Origin of the sequence: Nocardioides sp. GCM10028917, assembly GCF_042666175.1 — a bacterium.
Lineage (GTDB): Bacteria > Actinomycetota > Actinomycetes > Propionibacteriales > Nocardioidaceae > Nocardioides.
The window spans coordinates 1,167,607-1,183,905 of the sequence record NZ_JBHTFL010000007.1; the positions used below are offsets into that span (position 1 = coordinate 1,167,607).

Genomic DNA, 16,299 nt, shown 5'->3' on the forward strand with positions numbered 1-16,299 from the left:
ACCGGGCGTCCGTCCGCGGTCGCACGCCCGCTGGTCGCCGTACGACCGGGGGAGGACGGTGGGCTGGGGCGGACCCGGCACTTGTCGGCCGAACTTCCCGCTTCGGTGCTGATGCTTCGGCCGACAAGCGGGGACTTCCCCGGATATCCGGGGATCGCGCCGTCGGTGACTCGACCGTCGCGGTCAGGCCGTGACGAGGCCCGTCTCGTAGCCGAGCACGACGAGCTGGACCCGGTCGCGGGAGCCGGTCTTGGCGAGCACCCGGCCGACGTGGGTCTTCACGGTCGTCTCGGCGACGACGAGGTGCTCGGCGATCTCGGTGTTGGTCAGGCCGCGGGCGATGAGGGTGAGCACCTCGACCTCGCGCTCGGTCAGCGGCGCGAGCCGGTCGTCGTACGCCGTCGGCTCGGCGGGGTCGGGCAGGGCGGCGAAGTGGTCGAGCAGGCGTCGGGTGGTGCTGGGCGCGACGACGGCGTCGCCGGCCATCACGGCCCGGATCGCGCCGAGCAGGTCGGGCGGGGCGGCGTCCTTGAGGAGGAACGCCGAGGCGCCCGCGCGGATCGCGGCGAAGGCGTACTCGTCGAGGTCGAAGGTGGTGAGCACGATCACCCGGGGTGCGTGGTCCTGCTCGAGCAGCCGCCGGGTCGCCTCGACACCGTCGACGCGCGGCATCCGCACGTCCATCAGCACGACGTCGGCGCCCGTGACCGCGAGCCGCTCGAGCGCCTCGCCGCCGTCGCCTGCCTCCCCGACGACCTCCATGTCGTCCTGGCTGTCGACGAGCATCCGGAAGCCTGCGCGCACCATCTGCTGGTCGTCGACGAGGAAGACCCGGATCGGTCCGGGTGCGTCGGTCTCGCTCACAGCGGCAGCCTCGCAGACACCGCGAACCCACCACCGGGCGCGGGTCCGGCCTCCAGCGTCCCGCCGTGCACGGCAGCGCGCTCGCGCATCCCGACCAGCCCGAGCCCGCGACCGTCAGCACGGGCGGCCGCGCCGCGTCCGTCGTCGCGCACGTCGACGGCGACGCCCCGGTCCACGGCGACGCGCACGTCCACCGCGGCGTCCGGCCCGGCGTGCTTGCGCACGTTGGTGAGGGCCTCCTGCACGATCCGGTAGGCCGCGAGCCCGACGCCGTCGGGCACGTCCGGCGCAGGCTCGGGGAGTTCGGCCGCGACCCGCATGCCGGAGGCGCGGGCCTCGTCGACGAGGTGGCGTACGTCGTCCAGGCCGGGCTGCGGGGCCACGCCGGTGTCGCCCTCGCGGAGCAGGCCCAGCAGTCGCCGCATCTCGGTGAGTGCCTCGCGCCCGGTGGCGGAGATCGTCTCCAGGGTGCCGACCGCGACGTCGGGGTCCTTGGCGGCGGCATACCTCGCCCCGTCGGCCTGGACGACCATCACCGACAACCCGTGGGCGACCACGTCGTGCATCTCGCGGGCGATCCGCGAGCGCTCGTCCCGTGCGGCCAGCTCCACCTCGCGCTCGGCCATTCGCTCGGCCTGCTCGGCGCGGGCGACCAGCGAGGCGACGTACCTCTCGCGGCTCTGGGCGGCCGAGCCGAGCGCCCAGGCGGCCGTGACGATCGCGCCGATCGTGACCGTGTAGGGCGCGAGGTTGCTGGGGCTGAGGTCGCCGGCCCCGAAGCCGTACAGCCAGCGGGTGGCGGCGACCAGCGCGCCGACGTAGCCGACGAGCAGTGCCGTCACGCCCTGCCAGCGCGGCGACCAGCGGGCGACGGAGTAGACCGCTATCGGGAAGGCGAGCTGCCCGGCGGCCGGCTGGTCGTAGGCCCACGCCTGCAGCGCCGAGACGGCCGCGACGGTGAGGAAGACCGTCCACGGGTGGCGCCGCCGCCAGAGGAGCGGGAGCGCCTCGGCGACGGTGAAGGCCGTGGCCACCGGCTGGCCGGTGACGACGTGTCCCATGCCGCCCACGACGATCACGAACGCCACCAGCAGCCCATCGAGCCAGCGCCGCCCGCGAGGCCCCAGGCGCCACGGGTGCTGGTCCCGTTGATCGCGCATGGCGCACACGGTAGACGCCGCACCGCGCGGGCGGCGTCAGACCACGGGAGGACGCTGCGCGACGCCCGGTCGGGCCCGAGTAGGGTGCGATCCATGACCCAGTGGGAATACCAGGTGGCGCCGATTCCGCTCCACAACGAGGCCCTGATGCTCAACAACTTCGGCCAGGACGGCTGGGAGCTGGTGGCCATCCACACGAACGCGCAGGGCGGCCTCGTGGCCTTCCTCAAGCGCGCCAAGTCCGGCTCGGGGGCCTGACGTGGGAGCCGAGGCCAGGCTCGCCGAGCTGGGCATCACCGTTCCCGAGGTCGTCCCGCCGGTCGCGGCCTACCAGCCGACCGCGCGCAGCGGCAACCTCGTCTTCACCGCTGGCCAGCTGCCGGCCCGCGACGGCGAGATGCTCGCCGTCGGCAAGCTTGGCGCCGAGGTCAGCGACGAGCAGGGCTACGAGTGCGCGCGCCAGTGCGCCCTCAACGCGCTCGCCGCGGTCAAGGCCGAGATCGGCTCGCTCGACGACGTCAAGCGCGTGGTCAAGGTCGTCGTGTTCGTCGCCTCGACGCCCGAGTTCACCGGCCAGCCGAAGGTCGCCAACGGTGCGTCCGAGCTGCTCGGCGAGGTCTTCGGCGACGCCGGCAAGCACGCCCGCTCCGCCGTCGGCGTCTCCGCGCTCCCGCTCGACGTGCCCGTCGAGGTCGAGATCATCGTCGAGGTCTGATCACCGATGGCCAGCGTGCAGCGTCTCCCGCTGCCGGACGCCCTCGTCGCCCAGGCGCGGTCGTACGCCGAGGGCGGCGCGACGCCTGCCGAGCCGCGCGACGCCGCGACCGTGGTGCTGCTGCGCCCCGGCGGGGCAGGGCCTGACGTCTACCTGCTGCGCCGCCAGACGTCGATGGCCTTCGCCGGCGGCATGTGCGTCTTCCCGGGCGGCGGCGTCGACCCGCGCGACTTCGACGACGAGCTGGTCGACCGCGGGCTCTGGGCTGGTCCGTCGCCCGCCGAGTGGGCCTCGCGACTGGGCTGCGACGAGCCGAAGGCCCGCGCGTTGGTCTGCGCCGCGGTGCGGGAGACCTTCGAGGAGTCGGGCGTGCTGCTCGCCGGCGCCGGTCCCGACTCCGTCGTGGCCGACACCACCGGCGACGACTGGGAGGCCGACCGCGTCGCGCTGGAGTCGCGCGAGGTCTCGCTGACGGCCTTCCTGGAGAAGCGCTCGCTCGTGCTCCGCACCGACCTCCTCGGCGCCTGGTCGGGCTGGCTGACCCCGGTCTTCGAGCCGCGCCGCTACCGCACGTGGTTCTTCGTCGCCCTGCTGCCCGAGGGCCAGGTGACCCGCGACGTGTCGAGCGAGTCGTCGTCGGTCATGTGGGCCGGCGCGATGGACGCGGTGTCGCTCGTCGAGCGGCAGGAGATCCTGATGCTGCCCCCGACGTGGCTGACCTGCCTGGAGGTCGGGCAGCACGCCGACCCGGCGGCCGTGCTGGCCGAGGCGAGCGGGCGGACCGTCGAGATGTTCATGCCCGAGGTCGTCGCCGACGGGGAGGAGTTCATCCTCTCCACCCCGCCCGCCTACGCCGCGCTGATGGCGTCACGATGACGGACAGGGGCTGGTCCGGCGGGAGCTTCGGCGACACCGCCACCTGCGTGCTCGCGCCCAACGCCGACGTGATGACCCTCGACGGCACGAACACGTGGGTGCTCCGCGACCCCGACTCCTCGCGCTCCGTCGTCGTCGACCCCGGCCCGTCGATCGAGGCGCACCTCGACGCGATCGACGCGGCCGCCGGTGACGTGTCCGTGGTGCTGCTGACCCACCACCACGCCGACCACAGCGAGGCGGCCCGGGAGTACGCCGAGCGGCACGGGTGCGGCGTACGCGCCCTGGACCCGGCCTACCGCCTCGGCTCCGAGGGCCTCGGCGAGGGCGACGTGGTCGCCGTCGGCGCGCTCGAGGTGCACGTCGTCGCGACCCCCGGCCACACGTCGGACTCGCTGTCCTTCGTGGTGCCGCAGGACCGGGCCGTCCTGACCGGCGACACGGTGCTGGGGCGCGGCACGACCGTCGTCGCGCACCCCGACGGCCAGCTCGGTGCGTACCTCTCCTCGCTCCAGCGGCTCCACGCGCTCTGCGGCGAGCAGGGGATCACCACGGTGTGGCCCGGCCACGGGCCGGTGATCGACGACGCGCTCGGTGCGCTCGACCTCTACCTCGCCCACCGCCAGCAGCGGCTCGAGCAGGTGCGGCAGGCTCTGCGCGACCTGCACGCGGTCGCGCGGGAGGGTGGATCGTTCCCCCACGAGACCCTGCCCCGCGCGATCGTCGAGGTCGTCTACGCCGACGTCGACCCGGTGCTGTGGGGTGCGGCGGAGCTGTCGGTGCGCGCCCAGCTGGCGTACCTCCAGGGCAATTGACCCTTGCGCCCGCACTCCGTGAGGAGTGAGGTGGTGCCATGACGACCACCCCGACGAGCAGTCCCCACCAACCCGTCGTCGTCCTGTCGCGTGCCCTCGACCAGGCGGGCGACGCGCTCGCGGCCGTCCACGCCGACGACCTCGACCGTCCGACGCCGTGCCACGGATGGACCGTGCGCGAGCTGGCCGACCACCTGGCCGCTGCGCCCGAGCACTTCCTGCAGCAGGCGCGGGGCGAGGAGGTCGACTGGAGCGCCGGGACCGGCGTCGAGCCGGCGCAGCTGGCCAGCCACTTCCGGGTGCACGCCGACGACCTGCTCCACCACTGGCACGACCAGTCCGACGACCAGGTCGCGCAGGCGGACTGGCAGAGCGCCGAGCTCGGGGCGCACACGTGGGACCTCGTCCGCGCGCTCGGCCGGCCGATGCCGCTCGACGACGAGGTCGCCGAACGGGGGCTGGCCTTCATGCAGCAGGGGCTGACCCCCGACAACCGCGGCGAGGCCTTCGGGGCCGCGGTCGACGTACCCGACGACGCCCCGGCCTACGACCGGCTGGCGGCGTTCGCCGGCCGCGACCCGCGCGCCTGACCCGTCGGACGGACCGAACGACGGCTCGTCGCCGTCTGCCACGCGTGCGGCCGGGGCGCTTTCGTCCGTTGGGTCCGTCCGACGGTCGGAGACGCGCGGACACACGTCCGGTCGCGCGGGACGACGCACGCTGGCCCGCGGGCGGCTGCCGGACTTCTGTCCGCGCGTCTACGACAGGCGGCGCCAGAGCCACCGCAGCGCCATGAGTACGGCGATCGCTGCCGCGACGCCGAGGCCGATGAACAGCGACAGCTCGATGCCGAACGGTGCCGGCGGCGAGTCGGTCTGGTCACCGAAGTCGTGGGTGAGCTCCTGCGACGAGGTGCCGTCGAGGTCGGGGACCAGGCCGACGGCGAGGCTGAGGCTCGCCACGTCCGGGACCTCGCGCACCAGGATGCGGTAGGTCCACTCGGACTCGGGCCGGTCCGGCGACGTCATCAGCACCAGGTGCGGCCCCTCGACGTAGCTCCCGGCGGGGCCGTCGACCTCGGCGACGAGGAGGCTGTCGTCGGCCCAGCCGACGGGGGACACCGAGGCGCCGTCGGGGTAGAGGTCGGCCGGCAGCCTGCGCTCGGGGTCGGTGCCGGTGGCGGTCTCGAACGGCATCGCTCGCACGACGGCGTCGTCGGTCGGATAAGGCGCGCTGATGCCCATGCCGGGAGCGGGCACGCCGGTGAGGGGCGCCGTGCCGCTCTCCCCTGTCGCTGGGTCGATGGTCCAGCGCTCGAGGGGTGGCGGCCCGTCGGCGCTGGTCGGGTCGCCGAACAGGTCGACGGACAGGTGACCGTCCGCGGTCCACGAGATCGCACGTGGCGTCCCGGTCCCGGGCGGCGGGTCGATCAGCCTCGTCTCGCCGGTGGACAGGTCCACGACGCGGTACCAGCCCGTCGAGAGGGTCCTGACGTCCCCCCGCTGTTCGACCGAGGTGCCGGCTGGGTAGGCCAGCCATCGACCGTTTGGGGACAACGCCAGCCATGGCCCGTGGAACCACTCGTCCATGGTCCTGCGGTCGATCTCGGGGAAGTCGGGAAGCTCGACATGCACCGCCTTGCCGGTCGTGGCGCTCACCAGGACGGGCTGTCCGAAGTCGAAGCCGTCGACGTAGGCGACTGAGGCGCTCCCGACCGCGAGGTCGGTGACCACGGGTCCATCAGGCTCGGTGATCCGGCTAGGGATGGCGCCGTCCGGCACCGTGCTGCCCGCCGGCCCGACAGGGGAGGGACGCATGACGAGCGCGCCCGCACCCGCGATGACCGCGACGACGGCGACCGCGGCCGCCCCGGCGGCGACCCGCGTACGACGCCGGGCACGGCGACCGCGGTCCCACGCGGACGGGTCGGGGGAGAAGGTCTGGGTGCGGGCGAGGGCGTCGAGCTCCTCGCGCAGGTCGGTGCTCATGCGTCTGCTCCCACCAGGTCGGCGAGCTCGGGGGCCAGGACGCGCAGCCGCTGGAGGGCCTGGCGCGACATGGACTTGACCGCGCCGCTGGAGATGCCCAGCTCGGCGGCCGTCCGGACCTCGGTGAGGTCCTCGAAGTAGCGCAGCACCAGCACGGTGCGCTGGCGCGGGGTGAGCCGGCGCAAGGCCTGCTCGAGGGTGAGCCGCACGGTCGGGTCAGCCGCCGGCACCGGGGCGTCGTACGACTGCAGCGGCGTCTCGGCGAGCCTGCGGCGCCGCCACCAGGAGATGTTCTGGTGGTACATCGTGCGGCGGACGTAGGCCTCGGGCGAGGTCTCGATGCGCTCCCAGTGCCGGGCCGCCTGCACGAGCGCTGCCTGCACCAGGTCCTCGGCGAGGTGGTGGTCGCCGGTGAGGAGGTACGCAGTCCGCGCCAGGGCAGGCCCCCGTGCGTGGACGAACTCGTCGAACCCGGACCGGTCGGTCATCTGGCACCCCCTTCAAGCAGTACGACGCGCAGCACCCGCCCCACGGGGGTCAGCGCCGCGAGGATTTCTCAGGCCAGCGCCCGCAGCACGGCCTCGACGTCCGACTCGGTGCTGTAGAGGTGGAAGGACAGCCGCAGCCGGCCCGCGCGCACCGACGCACGGACGCCCGCCGCGGCCAGGCGCGCGGGGGCGTCGGGCGGGCACGGCGCCGACACGATCGCCGACCCGGTCGGCGGCAGGCCGAGCCCGTCGCGGAAGGCGTCGGCCAGCGCCACGTCGTGGCGGTGGATCCGGTCGACGCCGACCTCCAGCAGCAGGTCGAGGGCCGGGGCGTGGCCGACCCAGCAGCCCCACGCGGGGGAGACGTCCAGGCGGCGCGCGTCCTGGGCGAGCCGCAGCGGCGGTCCGTAGACCGAGTCCCACCGCGAGACGCCGGCGTACCACCCGGCGGCCAGCGGCGGGACCGCCTCGAGCAGCTCGGGGCTGACGGCGAGGAAGGCGGTGCCGCGCGGCCCGAGCAGCCACTTGTAGCCGCTGCCCACCACGTAGTCGGCGACCACGCCCTCGAGGGGTAGCCAGCCCGCGGCCTGGGTGACGTCGACGAGGGTGCGGGCCCCGTGCCGCGCCGCGGCCTCGGCGAGGCCCGGCAGGTCGACCATCCTCCCGTCGGCGGACTGCACCGCCGACACGGCGACGAGGTCGACCTCGTCGGTGACGGCGTCGAGCAGCCGCTCCAGGGGGACGAGGCGTACGTCGAGGCCCGGCGCCTGCAGGAAGGGGAACAGCACCGAGGTGAAGTCCTCCTGCGCCGCGAGCACGACCGAGCCCGGGGCCAGGGAGGCTGCCACCAGGCCGACGAGCTGCGAGGTCTGGCTGCCCGTGGCCACGTCGGCGGGGGACCGGCCGATGAGGGTGGCGAACGCCGCGCGCCCGTGCTCGACGTACGCATCGATCACGCGGGCGTCGACCTCGCCGGCGGCGCGGGCAGCCTCGTGGGCGCGCACCGCCTCGGTGCTGCGGCGCGGGGCGAGCCCGAGGGTCGCGGAGTCGAGGTAGACCCCCGAGGGCGCGAACTCCTCGGGTGCCAGGCTCATCGTGGAGGGACCGTGGATGTCCTCAGCGCGCGCGGCGGGAGAGGCGCTCGAGGTCCATGATCACGACGGAGCGGGGCTCCAGGCGCAGCCAGCCGCGCGAGGCGAAGTCGGCGAGCGCCTTGTTGACCGTCTCGCGGGAGGCGCCGACCAGCTGGGCGAGCTCCTCCTGGGTGAGGTCGTGGTGGACGTGGACGCCGTCGTCGGCGGTGCGGCCGAACCGGTCGGCGAGGTCGAGCAGCGCCTTCGCGACGCGGCCGGGCACGTCGGAGAAGACGAGGTCGGCGACGACGTCGTTGGACTTGCGCAGCCGTGAGGCGAGCTGGGAGAGCAGGCCGCGCGCCACCTGCGGGCGGCCGTCGAGCCAGCGGAGCAGGTCGTCGTGGGACAGCGAGCCGAAGGCGGCGTCGGTGACGGCGGTGACCGTCGCCGAGCGCGGGCCCGGGTCGAAGAGCGAGAGCTCGCCGAACATCTGGCCGGGGCCCATGATCGCGAGGAGGTTCTCGCGGCCGTCGGAGGACGACCGGCCGAGCTTCACCTTGCCCTCGGTGACGATGTAGAGCTTGTCGCCCGAGTCGCCCTCGTGGAAGAGGACGTCGCCACGACGGAGCTTGGTCTCGGCCATCGAACCGCCCAGCGCAGTCGCTGCCTCGTCGTCGAGCGAGCTGAACAGCGGTGCCTGCCGAAGCACGTCGTTGTCCACGTCAATCCTCCCGGTGGGGTGCGTCCCGATCGGTGCTGCTCGGGATCCGGGACGATCCTAGCCGTGGTCCGGCTCACAACGGACACTCCGTGCGGGTGAGGCGCCGATTGCGCCGATCGCGCCGACTTCGGCGGTGTCGGAGCCGAACCGTAGGCTGGGCGCGTGCCCGCCCCCGCCCGCAAGGTGACCACGAAGCCGAGCAAGCCCGCCAAGGCCGCCGCGGTCGTGATCCCCAAGCCCGACACGTCGCTGGTGCGCCGGGCGCGCAAGATCGACCGCGTCCTCGGGGACACCTATCCCGACGCCCGCGCCGAGCTCGACTTCACCAACGCGTTCGAGTGCCTGGTCGTCACCGTCATCTCCGCGCAGACCACCGACCGCCGGGTCAACGCCGCCAGTCCGGCGCTGTTCGCTGCCTACCCGACGCCCGAGGCGATGGCGGCGGCCCCGCGCGAGCACCTGGAGCAGCTCCTCGGCCCGCTGGGCTTCTTCCGCCAGAAGACCGACGCGCTGCTCAAGCTGAGCCAGGCACTCGTCGACACCTTCGGCGGCGAGGTGCCCTCGCGCCTCGAGGAGCTCGTCACCCTGCCGGGTGTCGGCCGCAAGACCGCCAACGTGGTGCTCGGCAACGCCTTCGGCAAGCCCGGCATCACGGTCGACACCCACTTCGGGCGGCTCGCGCGGCGCTTCGGCTGGACCGAGGAGACCGACCCGGTCAAGGTCGAGCTCGCCGTCGGTGCCCTCTTCCCCAAGCGCGACTGGACGATGCTGTCGCACCACCTCATCTGGCACGGCCGCCGCCGCTGCCACGCCAAGAAGCCCGCGTGCGGCGCCTGCCCGGTCGCCCGGCTGTGCCCGTCGTTCGGCGCGGGCCCGACCGACCCGGTCGAGGCGGAGAAGCTGGTCGCGACGCAGGGACCTGCATGAGGAAGCTCCTGCTGGCGCTGGCGCTCGTCGTGTGCGTCGCCGCGGGCGCCTTCGCCTGGTCGTCGATGCGCGACGCCGGACCCATCGCCGTACGCCCTCCCGACGTCGAGGTGGACACCCCGGCGCTGCGTGCGACCAAGGCGCGCATCGGCATGGAGGACTGCACTCCGGGCACCGGTGAGCCGGTCGCGGGCGGACTGCCCGACATGACCCTGCCCTGCCTCGGCGGCGGTCCCGACGTCGCGCTCTCGTCGCTGCGCGGTCCGATGCTGATCAACCTGTGGCAGGCGCGCTGCGAGCCCTGCCGGTTGGAGATGCCGGCGCTGGAGGAGTTCCACCAGCAGTACGGCGACCGGGTCCGGCTCGTCGGCATCGACTTCAACGACGTCCACCCCGACGGCGCGCTCGCCCTGGCCGAGGAGACGGGGGTGACCTACCCCTCGGTCGCCGACCCGGGTGGTGAGCTGATGGTCGAGGACGCCTTCGCGATCGCCCGCCGCGGGCTGCCGGCGTTCGTCTTCGTCGACGAGACGGGCAAGGTCGTCGGCCAGGACTCCGGCGGCGTGGAGTCGGTCGACGAGGTCCGCGAGCTGGTCGCCGAGCACCTGGACATCGAGCTGTGAACACCCCGCTCCCGGGCTGGCTGACGCCCGTGGTCGAGGCGGCCGCCTCCATCACCGTCCACGAGCTGACCCGCTTCATGCCGCCCGCGGACAGCGATCCCCGACGCGGCGCCGTGCTGATGGTCTTCGCCGACCGCGACGCCGACCCGGCCGCCCCCGACGACCTCGCGCACCGCGGCGAGCTGCTGCTGACCGAGCGCAACCACCACATGCGCTCCCACCCCGGGCAGGTGTCGTTCCCGGGCGGCTCGCTCGACGAGGGGGAGACCCCGGTCGCGGCGGCGCTGCGCGAGGCGCACGAGGAGATCGGGCTCGTGCCGGCCGAGATCGAGGTCTTCGGCGAGCTGCCCGAGCTGTGGCTGCCGCCGAGCAACTTCGCGGTGACGCCGATCCTGGGCTACTGGCGTGACCGTGGCGAGGTGCGCATCGAGAGCCCCGAGGAGGTCCACGAGATCCACCACGTCGCGATCGCCGACCTGCTCGACCCCGACAACCGCATCACCGTGCGCCACCCGAGCGGCTGGCTCGGGCCGGGCTTCCTCATCGGCGCCCGGCGCGACGTGATCCTGTGGGGCTTCACCGCCGGCATCATCGCCCGGCTCTTCGACTACCTCGGGTGGGCCCAGGACTGGGACAGGGCGCGGGTGCGTGAGCTGCCCGACCACATGCTGCAGGGTGAGCCCAGCAACACCGACCTGGCGCCGAACACCAAGCTCGAGGAGTAGCGCATGAACGTCCTCGACTGGTGCCTCGTGGCGCTCGTGGGGATCTATGCCCTCTCGGGCTACTGGCAGGGATTCATCACCGGCGCCAGCGCCACCGCCGGCCTGCTGCTCGGCGGCCTGGCCGGCATCTGGGTCGCGCCCCTCGCGCTGGGTGACGCCGCCCCGTCGCTGTGGGTCTCGCTGGGTGCGCTCTTCATCGTGATCATCTCGGCCTCGCTCGGGCAGGCGCTCTTCCAGTACGTGGGCGCACGGCTGCGCGACCGCATCACCTGGCAGCCGATCCGGGCCGTCGACGCCATCGGCGGCTCGGTCCTCAGCGCGGTCGCCGTCCTGCTCGTCGCGTGGGCGCTGGGCGTCGCGGTCTCCGGCACCCGGATCGGCGCGGTCACGCCGCTGGTGCGCGACTCGACGATCCTGGCCGAGGTCGACCGCACACTGCCCGCCGACTCGGACAAGGTGCTGCAGGCGTTCAACAACGTCGTCGGCACGACGTTCTTCCCGCGCTACCTCGAGCCGTTCGCGCCCGAGCGGATCGTCGCGGTCCGCCCCGGCGACCCGCGCATGCTGACCGATCCCGACGTGATCGCCGCCGAGACCAGCGTGGTCAAGGTCCGCGGCACCAACGGTTGCGGCGGCGGCGTCGAGGGCACCGGCTTCTTCTACGCGCCCGGCCGGCTGATGACCAACGCCCATGTCGTCGCGGGCGTCACCCGTCCCGAGGTGGAGGTCGGCGGCACGTCGGTCACGGCGTCGGTCGTGCTCTACGACCCGGAGCTCGACATCGCCGTGCTCTCGCTGCCCGACACCGGGTCGTTGCCGCTGGCCTTCGACACCGAGGTGCAGCCCCGCGACCCGGTGGCCGTGCTGGGCTACCCCGAGGACGGTCCGTACGACGTCGAGTCCGGCCGCGTCCGCTCCGAGCAGCGGCTGCGCTCACCCGACATCTACGGCGAAGGCACCGTCATCCGTCAGGTCTTCTCGCTGCGGGGGCTGGTCCGGCCGGGCAACTCCGGCGGACCGATCGTGACGTCGGCCGGCGACGTGGCGGGCATGGTCTTCGCCGCGTCCGTCAGCGACCCCGACACCGGCTACGCGCTCACCGCGGACCAGGTGGCCGGGTCGGCGGCCGAGGGCGTCACCGCGACGTCCCCCGTCGACACCGGCACCTGCGTGCGCTGAGATCTCGTACGCCCGGCGGCCGTGCGTCGGGCGTGGCTCAGGGACGACCCTTGAGCGCCTGCGGGATCTGCCTGCCCTGCTCGATCGCGCGCTCGGGAGCCTTGACCTTCTTGACCTGCCTGAGGCCGATGTAGGCCAGCAGGGCGGCGATCAGGACGTAGACGGCGAAGACGACCGTGAAGGCCCAGTGCAGGTCGAGGCCGTCGCCGTTCCAGTTGAGGAAGTAGGCGAACGCGACCGACAGCATGATGATCGCGAGGAGGCCGAGGAACGCCGCGCCGGCGAACAGGCCGATGCCGACGCCGCCGTGCTTGACGCTGACCTTGAGCTCGGTCTTGGCGAGCTGGATCTCCTTGGAGACGAGCGAGGAGATGTCGCGCTGAGCGTCCATGACGAGCTTGCCGAGCGTCGGATCGGTGTCCTTGACCGGTTCGTTGGACATCTGGTGTGCCATGCGGAGCTGTCCTTCGGTGTACGCCGGGGCTGGGTGGTGCGACCCTACCAACGGGCCTGACTACACTTGGGTCGCAGGTGAGCCGGGAAGTCTGGTCGGCCCGTGGCGAGTCTGTCCGCGGTGATGCTGCTTCGACCACCCCCGGAAGGACCACCCCCCGTGATGGCCACGCCTCCCGACCGCCCCCGCTTCGACGACCTCTGGGAGAGCGGGCCCGTCTACATCGCCAGCGACAAGCCGCTGGCCCGGCTGGTGGCGCGCCCGGTGAGGGAGTTCCTCCGGGTCGAGGCGGCCGGCTCCCTGCTGCTCCTGCTGGCCGCTGCCGTGGCCCTCGTCTGGGCCAACAGCCCCTGGGCGGAGTCGTACGACGCGCTGTGGCACGCCCACCTCACGATCGACGTCGGTCCGCTGCACCTCGACGAGTCGCTGCAGCACTGGGTCAACGACGCCCTGATGGTGATCTTCTTCTTCGTGGTCGGCCTCGAGATCAAGTACGAGCTGGTCAACGGCGACCTGCGCGACCCCAAGACGGCAGCCCTGCCGATCGTCGCCGCGATCGGCGGGATGGCCGTGCCGGCCGGCCTCTACGTCGCCCTCAACCCGCCCGGCAGTGACGGCGCGGCCGGCTGGGGCATCCCGATGGCCACCGACATCGCGTTCGCGGTCGGCGTGCTCGGCATCCTGGGACGCCGGATCCCCTCGGCGGCACGACTCTTCCTGCTGACGCTGGCGATCGTCGACGACATCGGCGCGATCCTGGTGATCGCGGTGTTCTACACGAGCGACCTCTCCTTCACGTGGCTCGCGATCGCCGTCGGCCTGCTGGCCGCGATGGTGGTCGCTCGGACACTGCGGATCTGGTCGACGGTGGTCTACGTGGTCCTCGGCGTCGGCGTGTGGTTCGCGCTGCTCGAGTCGGGCGTGCACGCGACCCTGGCGGGTGTCGCGATCGGCCTCCTCGCGCCCGCGACCCCCCTGCTCAAGGAGGAGGTCGCACGCCAGCACGCACGTGAGGCGCTCCGGGACAACAGCCTGGATCCCGACGAGCTGGCGAAGCTGCGCTTCCTGCTCAAGGAGTCGGTCTCGGTGGTGGAGCGGCTCATCAGCACGCTGCACCCGGTCTCGGCGTACGTCGTGCTTCCCGTCTTCGCGCTCGCCAACGCCGGCGTCGAGCTGGGGGCGATCGGGAAGGTGTTCACCGAGCCGGTCGGCCTCGGCATCATGCTGGGCCTCGTGCTCGGCAAGCCGGTCGGCATCTTCCTGGCGTCGTTCCTGGCCGTACGACTCGGGCTCGGCAGGCTGCCCGAGCACACCTCGTGGTCGATGCTCGTCGGGCTCGGCGCCGTGGCAGGCATCGGCTTCACCGTCTCGATCTTCATCGCCGGGCTGTCGTTCCCGGGCGCCGAGCTGCTGACCGACGAGGCGAAGATCGCGATCCTGCTGGCCTCGCTCTTCGCCGCGGTCGTCGGAGTCGTGCTGCTGCTCGCCGCCACCCGCGGCCGGTCGGCGGTCCCGACATCCGAGGACGTCGTGGACGGCTGAGGAGCCGATCGCAGTACGCCACGTCCTCTGACATCCGGGCCGCGTGTGAATATCTAGGGACGTTCCGGTAGGTCAGAAAGGCGAATCGCCTACCGAGACGTCCCTAGATACCCACGGGCAGCCGAGGGACGAGCGCGATCAGTCCTCGGCCGAGGCGGCGGAGGTCTCCTTCGACTTGATCAGGTCCATCACGGTCGAGTCGGCGAGGGTGGTCAAGTCACCCACCTCGCGGTCCTCGGCGACGTCCTTGAGCAGGCGGCGCATGATCTTGCCGGAGCGGGTCTTGGGCAGCTCGGGCACGACCATGATCTGGCGGGGCTTGGCGATCGCCCCGATCTCCTTCGCGACGTGCTTGCGCAGCTCCTCGACGATGTCCTCGCCGCCGTCACCGGCGGAGTCGCGGAGGATGACGAAGGCGCACACGGCCTGTCCGGTGGTCTCGTCCGTCGCACCGACGACCGCCGCCTCGGCGACCTTCGGGTGCGACACGAGGGCCGACTCGATCTCGGTCGTCGAGAGGCGGTGGCCCGACACGTTCATGACGTCGTCGACCCGGCCGAGCAGCCAGACGTCGCCGTCGTCGTCGAGCTTGGCGCCGTCGCCGGCGAAGTAGAGGCCCGGCCAGCGCGACCAGTAGGTCTCCTTGAACCGCTCGTCGTCGCCCCAGAGCGTACGGAGCATGGCGGGCCACGGCTCCTTCAGCACGAGGTAGCCGCCGTTGCCGTTGCCGACGGACTTCGCGTCGTCGTCGACCACGTCGGCCGAGATGCCGGGCAGCGCCTTCATCGCCGAGCCGGGCTTTCCGGCGGTGACGCCGGGCAGCGGGCTGATCATGATCTGGCCGGTCTCGGTCTGCCACCAGGTGTCGACGACGGGGCAGCGGTCGCCGCCGATGACCTCGCGGTACCAGACGTACGCCTCCGGGTTGATCGGCTCGCCGACGGAACCGAGCAGGCGCAGCGACGACATGTCGTAGCCGTCGGGGATGTCGCGGCCCTGCTTCATGAAGGTCCGGATCGCGGTGGGCGCGGTGTAGAAGATGGTCACCTTGTAGTCCTGCACGATCTGCCACCAGCGGCCCTTCTCGGGCGTGCCCTCGTACATCACCTGCGTCGCGCCGTTGGCGAGCGGGCCGTAGACCATGTACGAGTGGCCGGTGATCCAGCCGACGTCGGCGGTGCACCAGTAGACGTCGTCGTCCTTGAGGTCGAAGACCTCCCAGTGCGTGAACGACGTGCCGGTGAGGTAGCCGCCGGTGGTGTGCAGGATGCCCTTGGGCTTCCCGGTGGAGCCGGAGGTGTACATCACGAACAGCGGGTGCTCGGAGTCGTGCATCTCGGCCTCGTGGTCGGCCGACGCGTTGTCGACGGCCTCGTGCCACCACACGTCGCGGTCGTCGTCCCACGCGACGTCCTGGCCCGTACGTCGGACGACGAGCACGTGCCGCACCTGGTCGCCCGTCTTCTCGACGGCCTCGTCGACCGCCGGCTTGAGCGCGCTGGCGGCTCCGCGGCGGTAGCCGCCGTCGGAGGTGATCACGACGTGGGCGTCGCAGTCGGTGATGCGCGAGGCGAGGGCATCGGCGGAGAAACCGCCGAACACGACGGTGTGCGGGGCGCCGAGGCGGGCGCAGGCGAGCATCGCGACGACGACCTCGGGGATCATCGGCATGTAGATCGCGACGCGATCGCCCTTCGCCACGCCGAGCTCGGTCAGCGCGTTGGCGGCCTTCGAGACCTCGTCCTTGAGCTGGGCGTAGGTGATGTCGCGGGTGTCGGCCACCCCGTCGTGGATGGGCTCGCCCACCCAGTGGATCGCGACCTTGTCGCCGTTGCCGGCGTCGACGTGGCGGTCGACGCAGTTCACGGCGGCGTTGATCGTGCCGCCGACGAACCACTTGGCGAACGGTGGGTTCGACCAGTCGAGGACCTGGTCCCACTTCCGGCCCCAGTCCAGCCGTTCGGCGGCGTCGGCCCAGAACGCCTCGCGGTCGGCGTCGGCGCGGGCGTACGCCTCCTCCGTGACGTTGGCGTTCGCCGCCAGCTCGGCCGGGGGCTCGAAGCGCCGGTCCTCGTGCATCAGGTTCGACAGGGTCTGCTCGGACAAGGCTCTCTCCTCGGGCGGGGCAGGTGCTGGGTCAGGTGCTGAT

18 protein-coding genes are annotated in these 16,299 nt (G+C 72.7%); 10 read left to right on the forward strand and 8 right to left on the reverse strand.

What is annotated here, in order from left to right:
* Positions 1–183: 183 nt before the first annotated feature.
* Together ACFQW6_RS14955 and ACFQW6_RS14960 are read right to left on the reverse strand one after the other, a co-directional pair.
* Complete coding sequence (locus tag ACFQW6_RS14955; protein ID WP_378546715.1) at positions 184–864, reverse strand: response regulator; 681 nt, start codon at positions 862–864, stop codon at positions 184–186.
* A complete protein-coding gene (locus tag ACFQW6_RS14960; protein WP_378546717.1) occupies positions 861–2,024 on the reverse strand; it encodes a sensor histidine kinase in 1,164 nt (387 codons plus the stop codon). The genes ACFQW6_RS14955 and ACFQW6_RS14960 overlap by 4 nt, the downstream gene beginning before the upstream one ends.
* A gap of 93 nt (positions 2,025–2,117) precedes the next feature.
* Between ACFQW6_RS14960 and ACFQW6_RS14965 the strand changes: the two genes are divergently transcribed.
* From ACFQW6_RS14965 to ACFQW6_RS14985, 5 genes are read left to right on the forward strand one after another with little or no spacing between them, the layout of a single operon-like run.
* Positions 2,118–2,282, forward strand: coding sequence for a hypothetical protein (locus tag ACFQW6_RS14965; RefSeq protein WP_378546720.1), 165 nt, complete (start codon positions 2,118–2,120; stop codon positions 2,280–2,282).
* 1 nt (position 2,283) lies between these two features.
* A complete protein-coding gene (locus ACFQW6_RS14970; RefSeq protein WP_378546722.1) occupies positions 2,284–2,739 on the forward strand; it encodes a RidA family protein in 456 nt (151 codons plus the stop codon).
* A 6-nt stretch (positions 2,740–2,745) separates the two neighbouring features.
* Positions 2,746–3,615 carry an NUDIX hydrolase gene (locus ACFQW6_RS14975; RefSeq protein ID WP_378546725.1) on the forward strand — a complete coding sequence of 290 codons (870 nt, stop codon included), beginning with the start codon at positions 2,746–2,748 and terminating at the stop codon, positions 3,613–3,615.
* Positions 3,612–4,430, forward strand: a complete 819-nt coding sequence (locus ACFQW6_RS14980; RefSeq protein WP_378546727.1) for an MBL fold metallo-hydrolase — start codon at positions 3,612–3,614, stop codon at positions 4,428–4,430. The genes ACFQW6_RS14975 and ACFQW6_RS14980 overlap by 4 nt, the downstream gene beginning before the upstream one ends.
* A gap of 38 nt (positions 4,431–4,468) precedes the next feature.
* Positions 4,469–5,020 carry a TIGR03086 family metal-binding protein gene (locus tag ACFQW6_RS14985; RefSeq protein WP_378546730.1) on the forward strand — a complete coding sequence of 184 codons (552 nt, stop codon included), beginning with the start codon at positions 4,469–4,471 and terminating at the stop codon, positions 5,018–5,020.
* Between the two features lie 168 nt (positions 5,021–5,188).
* Here the strand turns inward: ACFQW6_RS14985 and ACFQW6_RS14990 are convergent, their stop codons facing one another.
* From ACFQW6_RS14990 to ACFQW6_RS15005, 4 genes are all read right to left on the reverse strand, one after another.
* Positions 5,189–6,418 carry a hypothetical protein gene (locus tag ACFQW6_RS14990; protein ID WP_378546733.1) on the reverse strand — a complete coding sequence of 410 codons (1,230 nt, stop codon included), beginning with the start codon at positions 6,416–6,418 and terminating at the stop codon, positions 5,189–5,191.
* On the reverse strand, positions 6,415–6,906 hold the full coding sequence (locus ACFQW6_RS14995; RefSeq protein ID WP_378546736.1) for a SigE family RNA polymerase sigma factor: 492 nt from the start codon (positions 6,904–6,906) through the stop codon (positions 6,415–6,417). The genes ACFQW6_RS14990 and ACFQW6_RS14995 overlap by 4 nt, the downstream gene beginning before the upstream one ends.
* 68 nt (positions 6,907–6,974) lie before the next feature.
* Complete coding sequence (locus ACFQW6_RS15000) at positions 6,975–8,000, reverse strand: aminotransferase class V-fold PLP-dependent enzyme (RefSeq protein ID WP_378546739.1); 1,026 nt, start codon at positions 7,998–8,000, stop codon at positions 6,975–6,977.
* Between the two features lie 22 nt (positions 8,001–8,022).
* Positions 8,023–8,700, reverse strand: coding sequence for a Crp/Fnr family transcriptional regulator (locus ACFQW6_RS15005; RefSeq protein WP_378546742.1), 678 nt, complete (start codon positions 8,698–8,700; stop codon positions 8,023–8,025).
* Between the two features lie 225 nt (positions 8,701–8,925).
* Between ACFQW6_RS15005 and nth the strand changes: the two genes are divergently transcribed.
* From nth to ACFQW6_RS15025, 4 genes are read left to right on the forward strand one after another with little or no spacing between them, the layout of a single operon-like run.
* The gene (gene nth / locus ACFQW6_RS15010; protein WP_378547582.1) at positions 8,926–9,627 is read left to right on the forward strand and encodes an endonuclease III; all 702 of its coding nucleotides are present in this window, start codon (positions 8,926–8,928) and stop codon (positions 9,625–9,627) included.
* Positions 9,624–10,250, forward strand: a complete 627-nt coding sequence (locus ACFQW6_RS15015; RefSeq protein WP_378546745.1) for a TlpA family protein disulfide reductase — start codon at positions 9,624–9,626, stop codon at positions 10,248–10,250. Before nth ends, ACFQW6_RS15015 begins: the two co-directional genes overlap by 4 nt.
* A complete protein-coding gene (locus tag ACFQW6_RS15020; RefSeq protein ID WP_378546747.1) occupies positions 10,247–10,975 on the forward strand; it encodes an NUDIX hydrolase in 729 nt (242 codons plus the stop codon). The genes ACFQW6_RS15015 and ACFQW6_RS15020 overlap by 4 nt, the downstream gene beginning before the upstream one ends.
* A gap of 3 nt (positions 10,976–10,978) precedes the next feature.
* The gene (locus ACFQW6_RS15025; protein ID WP_378546750.1) at positions 10,979–12,154 is read left to right on the forward strand and encodes a MarP family serine protease; all 1,176 of its coding nucleotides are present in this window, start codon (positions 10,979–10,981) and stop codon (positions 12,152–12,154) included.
* 37 nt (positions 12,155–12,191) lie between these two features.
* Here ACFQW6_RS15025 and ACFQW6_RS15030 read toward each other — a convergent pair whose 3' ends face one another.
* A complete protein-coding gene (locus ACFQW6_RS15030) occupies positions 12,192–12,608 on the reverse strand; it encodes a phage holin family protein (protein WP_378546753.1) in 417 nt (138 codons plus the stop codon).
* 162 nt (positions 12,609–12,770) lie between these two features.
* Here ACFQW6_RS15030 and nhaA point away from each other — a divergent pair, with 162 nt between their 5' ends.
* The gene (gene nhaA / locus ACFQW6_RS15035; protein WP_378547584.1) at positions 12,771–14,150 is read left to right on the forward strand and encodes a Na+/H+ antiporter NhaA; all 1,380 of its coding nucleotides are present in this window, start codon (positions 12,771–12,773) and stop codon (positions 14,148–14,150) included.
* A 138-nt stretch (positions 14,151–14,288) separates the two neighbouring features.
* Here nhaA and acs read toward each other — a convergent pair whose 3' ends face one another.
* Positions 14,289–16,256: an acetate--CoA ligase gene (gene acs / locus ACFQW6_RS15040; RefSeq protein ID WP_378546756.1), complete on the reverse strand. Its 1,968-nt coding sequence runs from the start codon at positions 16,254–16,256 to the stop codon at positions 14,289–14,291.
* Positions 16,257–16,299 lie beyond the last annotated feature (43 nt).

Coding starts and splice junctions, on each gene's coding strand:
- ACFQW6_RS14960 (WP_378546717.1), bottom strand. CDS start 2,024: ATGCGCGATCAACGGGACCAGCACCCGTGGCGCCTGGGGCCTCGCGGG.
- ACFQW6_RS14965 (WP_378546720.1), top strand. CDS start 2,118: ATGACCCAGTGGGAATACCAGGTGGCGCCGATTCCGCTCCACAACGAG.
- ACFQW6_RS14975 (WP_378546725.1), top strand. CDS start 2,746: ATGGCCAGCGTGCAGCGTCTCCCGCTGCCGGACGCCCTCGTCGCCCAG.
- ACFQW6_RS14980 (WP_378546727.1), top strand. CDS start 3,612: ATGACGGACAGGGGCTGGTCCGGCGGGAGCTTCGGCGACACCGCCACC.
- ACFQW6_RS14985 (WP_378546730.1), top strand. CDS start 4,469: ATGACGACCACCCCGACGAGCAGTCCCCACCAACCCGTCGTCGTCCTG.
- ACFQW6_RS14990 (WP_378546733.1), bottom strand. CDS start 6,418: ATGAGCACCGACCTGCGCGAGGAGCTCGACGCCCTCGCCCGCACCCAG.
- ACFQW6_RS14995 (WP_378546736.1), bottom strand. CDS start 6,906: ATGACCGACCGGTCCGGGTTCGACGAGTTCGTCCACGCACGGGGGCCT.
- ACFQW6_RS15000 (WP_378546739.1), bottom strand. CDS start 8,000: ATGAGCCTGGCACCCGAGGAGTTCGCGCCCTCGGGGGTCTACCTCGAC.
- ACFQW6_RS15015 (WP_378546745.1), top strand. CDS start 9,624: ATGAGGAAGCTCCTGCTGGCGCTGGCGCTCGTCGTGTGCGTCGCCGCG.
- ACFQW6_RS15025 (WP_378546750.1), top strand. CDS start 10,979: ATGAACGTCCTCGACTGGTGCCTCGTGGCGCTCGTGGGGATCTATGCC.
- ACFQW6_RS15030 (WP_378546753.1), bottom strand. CDS start 12,608: ATGGCACACCAGATGTCCAACGAACCGGTCAAGGACACCGATCCGACG.
- nhaA (WP_378547584.1), top strand. CDS start 12,771: ATGGCCACGCCTCCCGACCGCCCCCGCTTCGACGACCTCTGGGAGAGC.